This is a genomic window from Salinicola peritrichatus (genome assembly GCF_003206715.1).
Lineage (GTDB): Bacteria > Pseudomonadota > Gammaproteobacteria > Pseudomonadales > Halomonadaceae > Salinicola > Salinicola peritrichatus.
On sequence record NZ_PZJU01000082.1, the window covers coordinates 1 to 5,415 of the forward strand.

A 5,415-nucleotide genomic window follows, 5' to 3' on the forward strand; every position below is an offset into this window, starting at 1 on the left:
GACCACCTCACGGTGTCGTCGGTTATGTGCTGGTCAAGCTGGACTATCCTCCCGTCCCGCTCATTCTCGGCCTGGTGCTGGGTCCCATGCTCGAAAAAGGTATTAGAAGGGCTTTGATCATATCCCAGGGTGGAGTGGATACGTTCTTCAACCGACCCATTTCGCTGTCATTGATGATTCTGACCGGGCTGGTCATTTTCCTTCCATTACTGATCAAGAAAGCGAAGAAACTCTACAGAAAAGGCAGCACATCGAGTCCAACGAGTTGAAGCCTGCCTTTCCGAACTCGCTTTCACATTTCCATCAAGGAGCGAAATGATGCCGCAATTGCTTTCCACATGGGCCCCTGTCGTGACGCCCTTCGATTCGGACCTGACCCCGGATTCGGAGCGTTTCCTGTCTCATTGCCGCTGGCTGCTGGACAATGGCGTGGGATTGGCGATCTTCGGTACGAATTCCGAAGCCAACTCGATGTCGGTAGCGGAAAAGATGCAGCTTCTGGATTGTCTTGGCGAGGCGAATCTACCGCGGGAATGCATGATGCCCGGCACAGGAAGTTGCGCGATTCCCGACGCCGTGGCGTTGACTCGGCATGCCATGGGTGTGGGAATTAACAACGTCTTGATGTTGCCCCCCTTCTACTACAAGGGCGTTTCCGAAGAGGGCCTGTATGGCTACTTTTCCGAGATCGTGGAGCGGGTGGGCAGCGATGCATTACGTATCTTTCTCTATCACATACCGCCCGTTTCCCAGGTACCGATCAGCGTGTCGCTGATCGAAAGGTTGCTGAAGGCTTATCCCGACAACATCGCCGGTATCAAGGATAGTTCCGGGGACTGGAGCAATACCCGGGCGGTCATCGATGCATTCGCTGGCACGGGGTTCCGTGTGTACGCGGGGAGCGAGCGCTTTCTGCTGCCGACGCTGCGCGCGGGTGGGTCGGGCTGTATCAGTGCTACTGCCAATGTCAACCCGAAGGCCATTTCCGAACTCGCCGCTCGTTGGCAGCAAGACGATGCCGACGAACGGCAGGCGGCATTGAACGACATTCGGGATATTCTGGAGAGCGTTCCCGTGATTCCCGCCCTGAAGGAGATCATTGCCCATCATCGCAACGACGATGTCTGGAAAATCTTGCGTCCGCCGCTGGTGAACCTTGCCGAGAAACAACGCCAGTCGCTCATGGAAGCGTTGAAGGCATCGGGTTTTTCCATGTAGCTCGGCACTGATGTCATGCCGTTTTCGTACGCAAGGTGAATCATGAAAGAGAACAAACTGTCGTCGATATTGTGTCTCGAAGACTTCGAGAGCAGGGCGCGCCGCCATCTGCCGAAGCCCATTTTCGGTTACATCCAACGGGGGGCGGAAAGAGAACGCAGCATGCGTTATAACCGCGATGCGTTCGATCGGTACCGTTTCGTGCATCGTGCACTGATCGACGTGTCCCATGTCTCCACCAGGACTACCCTCTTTGGTACGGACTATGCGGCTCCGGTGGGCATCGCGCCGATGGGTATCAGTGCGCTCTCCACGTATCGGGGAGACATCGTGCTGGCGCGTGCGGCCAGCCAGCACAACGTGCCCATGATCATGAGCGGCTCGTCGCTGATTCCCCTGGAGGAGGTGGCGGCGGCGGGAGGCAAGTGGTTCCAGGCCTACCTGCCGGGCGACATGGACAAGATGTGGGCGTTGCTCGACAGGGTCGGCGGCGCGGGGTTCGAGAACCTGGTCATCACGGTGGATCATCCGACCTCGCCCAGCAAGGAGAACTACAAGCGGCAGGGCTTCACGTCACCGTTGAGGCCGAACCTGAGCTTGGCATGGCAAGGGGTTAGCCATCCGGCCTGGCTGTTCGGAACCTGGCTGAAGACCCTTCACAAGCATGGCGTTCCCCACTTCGAGAATCACTACGTCACGCGGGGCATTCCTGTCCTCTCCAAGAACGTCAACAGGGACTTCTCGGGCAGAAGCCATTTCAGTTGGCGTCACGTCGAGGCGATTCGCGAGCGCTGGAAAGGCCGCATCGTCATCAAGGGGATCCTCCACGTCGACGACGCGATACAGGCCAGGAGCGCCGGAGTCGATGGCGTCATCCTCTCCAACCATGGCGGGCGGCAGATCGATGGCGCCGTTTCGCCCTTGAGCGTGTTGCCCAGTGTCGTCGAAGCCGTCGGTGACATGCCGGTCATGGTCGACAGCGGCTTCAGGCGCGGTACCGATGTGCTCACGGCACTGGCCCTGGGGGCGAAGTTCGTCTTCATCGGCCGGCCCTTCAATTATGCTGCGGCATGTGCGGGAGAAGCGGGTGTTTCCCATGGCATCCGATTGATCGGCGAGGAAATCAGGCGAAACATGGCATTGCTGGGCATCACGACCATCGAAGATATGGATGAAAGCCGTCTGTACGATGTTTGCAAGGAGTATGCGTGACCATGTCATCCCGGCGGCTTGGCCGCATCCACAACCTCGACGATTTCGAACGCGCCGCGTGGCGGCACCTGCCTCGCCCGGTTTTCGGCTATGTCTCGAATGCGGCGGAAGACCGCAAGACGTTCGACGCCAACCGCAATGCCTTCGACGACTACTGTTTCATGCCGCGAGCCCTGGTCAACGTTTCACAAATCTCGCTCGAGACCGAGCTGTTCGGCGAAAGACATGCCGCACCGTTCGGTATCGCACCCATGGGTCTCAGCGCGCTTTCGGCCTACCGCGGGGATATCGTACAGGCTCGCGCCGCCAAGGCCGCCGGCATACCGATGATCCTCAGCGGCACGTCGCTGATTCCCATGGAAGAGGTCGCCGGTCCCACGGGCACCGACTGGTTCCAGGCCTATCTGCCGGGGGATCTGCCGAGCATCGAAGCGTTGATAGAGCGGGTCGAGCGCGCGGGTTTCACCAAGCTGGTGATTACCGTGGATTACCCGGTCCCGCCCAACAGCGACAACTACAAACGTTCCGGCTTCTCTTCCCCGCTGCGACCTAGCCCGAGGCTGGCTTTCGACGGGCTGATCAAGCCGCGCTGGCTGTTCGGCACATTCCTGCGCACGCTGGTCAACCACGGCATCCCCCATTTCGAGAACAACTACGCCACGCGAGGCATCGCGGTCATCGCCAGAAACGTCAACCGTGACTTTTCGGGGCGCAGCCATTTGAACTGGGATTACCTGGAAAAAGTTCGCCAGGTCTGGTCGGGGAAGCTGATCGTCAAAGGCATCGTGAATCCTGAAGATGCCCGGCAGGCGCGGGACTTGGGCACCGACGGCATCATCGTCTCCAACCATGGAGGGCGCCAACTGGATGGCACCATCGCCGCGCTGCGTGCCCTGCCCGAAGTCGTGGCGGCGGTCGAGGGCCTGCCGGTCATGATCGACAGCGGCTTTCGGCGCGGCACCGATGTCCTCAAGGCGCTAGCGCTGGGGGCCAGCTTCGTGTTCATCGGCCGGCCGTTCAATTACGCCGCTTCCTACGCCGGCGAGGCAGGTGTGAAACATGCGATCCAGTTGATGAAGGAAGAAGTACAGCGGGACATGGCACTGCTCGGTATCTACCGGATACAAGACATGGACATGGCGCTCATGCGGCCGAATCGGTGAGCTCGCCCTGCGCGGCAAACGTCCCGGCTTCTCGCTGATTGAGATCCGCGAGGTACTGGATCTCTACGACACCCGCCACGACGGCAGCGTCCGCCAACTCGAACGCCTGCTCGAGATCCTCGCCGACAAACGCGCCAACCTCGAACGCCAGCTCGAAGACCTCCGCGTCATGCAGCGCGAGCTGGATCAGGTCGAAGAACGGTGCAAAGGTGCGTTGGGGGAGTTGAGGGCGGCGGAAACGCGTTCTTGACCAGAGATTACCTCAGCAATCCCTGTCGTCAGGATCGACGATTTTCCTCGACATCGTCAGCCAACCAGACCTTGATCAGCGATTGATACGGCATATCTCGCTTGTTGGCCTCGATCTTGATGCGATCTAGCAACGATTCCGGCAGCCTCAAAGAGATTGTCTTGGTCGATGGCTTCAGGTTGGGGAACGCGGCACGCTTAGCCTGGTTCCAGTCCACATAGTCCGTGGAGTCATGGCTTTCCCAGAACGCGCGCTCTTCCGCTTCACTCTTGAACTCAGGCGTCGTCTTGGTTTTGCTCATAAATACTCCTCTCCTTACGGTGCATGGCTCTGGCCGAGATAACTCGGATCAGCGTACCGGCCGCGCGTAAGGTGAACGTGATGTGTAGCTGCCGATGGTCGTCCGTGATGCCGAGGGCATGATATCGAGGTTCGTCTTGGCTGTGCCTGGTGTCTTCGACCAGCAGCAGAGGCTGATTGAAAAACACTTGTTCCGCTTCGGATTGGCGCACGCCGTGCTTGTCCGCACTTTTGCGGGCATTGCCCTCGTCCCAGTCGAAGCCGGTTATCTGCGCCAAATCGATCATATTTTGTATATTGCCATAATATACATGGCATGCAAGCGGAGCCCCAGGGCGTTGCGGCAGGAACGCGCAGCCCATCGGCGGCACGCGCCTTGAGTCATGATTGATCAGGCCGAGGCTCAGCAACATGGCTATGCTAACCGCTGTTAGAGATTCGGCATGATGATGGTCAATCTGTACGGAGCCACGGCATGCAACATGACCTGGAAGCCAACAAGCACAATGCGATCGCCTTCTATCGCACGGCCTATCTCGGTGATCCTACCCTTGCCGTCGAGACGTACGTCGGCGCCGATTACATCCAGCACAACCCGGTATTGGGTAATGGAAAGCAAGCGCTCATCGACTACTTCACGGCAATGGCTGAACAGTATCCCGGGAAAGAAATCGAGTTCGTGCGCGTGGTGGCCGAAGCCGATCTAGTCTCTCTACACACGCACCAGAGCTGGCCCGACGGCGATGAATACGTCACGATGGATTTTTTCCGTTTCGACGACAACGGCAAGATCGTAGAACACTGGGATTCCATTCAAAGAATTCCAGATGAAACCAAAAACGGAAATCCGATGTATTGAGTACCTGCATAGCGCTTCAATCTGGCCGTTCTCGTGACGGCAAGCGGTCGGTGACCCTCCTACTTCCTGAATGATCTTCGGCTTCTGACGCAACAGCGCCGGCCCCTCAAGCCACCGTTGATTAATGCTTTCGTGGCGTTGTTTCTAATGTAACGCTTGGTTACTGTGAACAGATAAACTCAAGAGATGGCTTACATAGTCAGAAGCTCACAGGGACAGCCGCGCAGGGATGATGGAGATCATTACACTGCATGGCGGGCGGTAGCGTGGCGGATTTCTCCAGAAGGCAACCGAACGGCCCTCCATCACATGACTGTATCTATGCACAGCTGTATTGGGCCGAGCAAAATGCGCGAGCACGCGAATTCTGCAAAGTACGCCTAATTATTCTGATTGTTGTGTAGTGGTCAAGT

Annotated in this window: 7 protein-coding genes and 1 pseudogene; 6 read left to right on the forward strand and 2 right to left on the reverse strand. The window is 58.0% G+C overall.

Going from position 1 to position 5,415, the window contains the following annotated elements:
- The 5 genes and pseudogenes from DOM57_RS20955 to DOM57_RS20975 all read left to right on the forward strand — a co-directional run.
- A pseudogene (locus DOM57_RS20955) lies at positions 1–269 on the forward strand (tripartite tricarboxylate transporter permease); the annotation flags it as partial.
- A gap of 49 nt (positions 270–318) precedes the next feature.
- Entirely contained in the window at positions 319–1,218 is a 900-nt protein-coding gene (locus DOM57_RS20960; protein WP_239496364.1) for a dihydrodipicolinate synthase family protein, read from the forward strand.
- A 42-nt stretch (positions 1,219–1,260) separates the two neighbouring features.
- The gene (locus tag DOM57_RS20965; protein WP_110651610.1) at positions 1,261–2,430 is read left to right on the forward strand and encodes an alpha-hydroxy acid oxidase; all 1,170 of its coding nucleotides are present in this window, start codon (positions 1,261–1,263) and stop codon (positions 2,428–2,430) included.
- A gap of 2 nt (positions 2,431–2,432) precedes the next feature.
- Complete coding sequence (locus tag DOM57_RS20970) at positions 2,433–3,593, forward strand: alpha-hydroxy acid oxidase (protein ID WP_110651612.1); 1,161 nt, start codon at positions 2,433–2,435, stop codon at positions 3,591–3,593.
- 7 nt (positions 3,594–3,600) lie between these two features.
- Positions 3,601–3,843, forward strand: coding sequence for a MerR family DNA-binding protein (locus tag DOM57_RS20975; RefSeq protein ID WP_275425993.1), 243 nt, complete (start codon positions 3,601–3,603; stop codon positions 3,841–3,843).
- A 28-nt stretch (positions 3,844–3,871) separates the two neighbouring features.
- On the opposite strand, the gene DOM57_RS20980 is transcribed toward DOM57_RS20975, so the two are convergent.
- Both DOM57_RS20980 and DOM57_RS20985 read right to left on the reverse strand, forming a co-directional pair.
- Positions 3,872–4,144, reverse strand: a complete 273-nt coding sequence (locus DOM57_RS20980) for a BrnA antitoxin family protein (protein ID WP_110651616.1) — start codon at positions 4,142–4,144, stop codon at positions 3,872–3,874.
- A complete protein-coding gene (locus tag DOM57_RS20985) occupies positions 4,119–4,556 on the reverse strand; it encodes a BrnT family toxin (RefSeq protein ID WP_239496365.1) in 438 nt (145 codons plus the stop codon). The genes DOM57_RS20980 and DOM57_RS20985 overlap by 26 nt, the downstream gene beginning before the upstream one ends.
- Before the next feature lie 62 nt (positions 4,557–4,618).
- Between DOM57_RS20985 and DOM57_RS20990 the strand changes: the two genes are divergently transcribed.
- The gene (locus DOM57_RS20990) at positions 4,619–5,002 is read left to right on the forward strand and encodes a nuclear transport factor 2 family protein (protein ID WP_110651620.1); all 384 of its coding nucleotides are present in this window, start codon (positions 4,619–4,621) and stop codon (positions 5,000–5,002) included.
- The last annotated feature ends 413 nt before the right edge of the window (positions 5,003–5,415 follow it).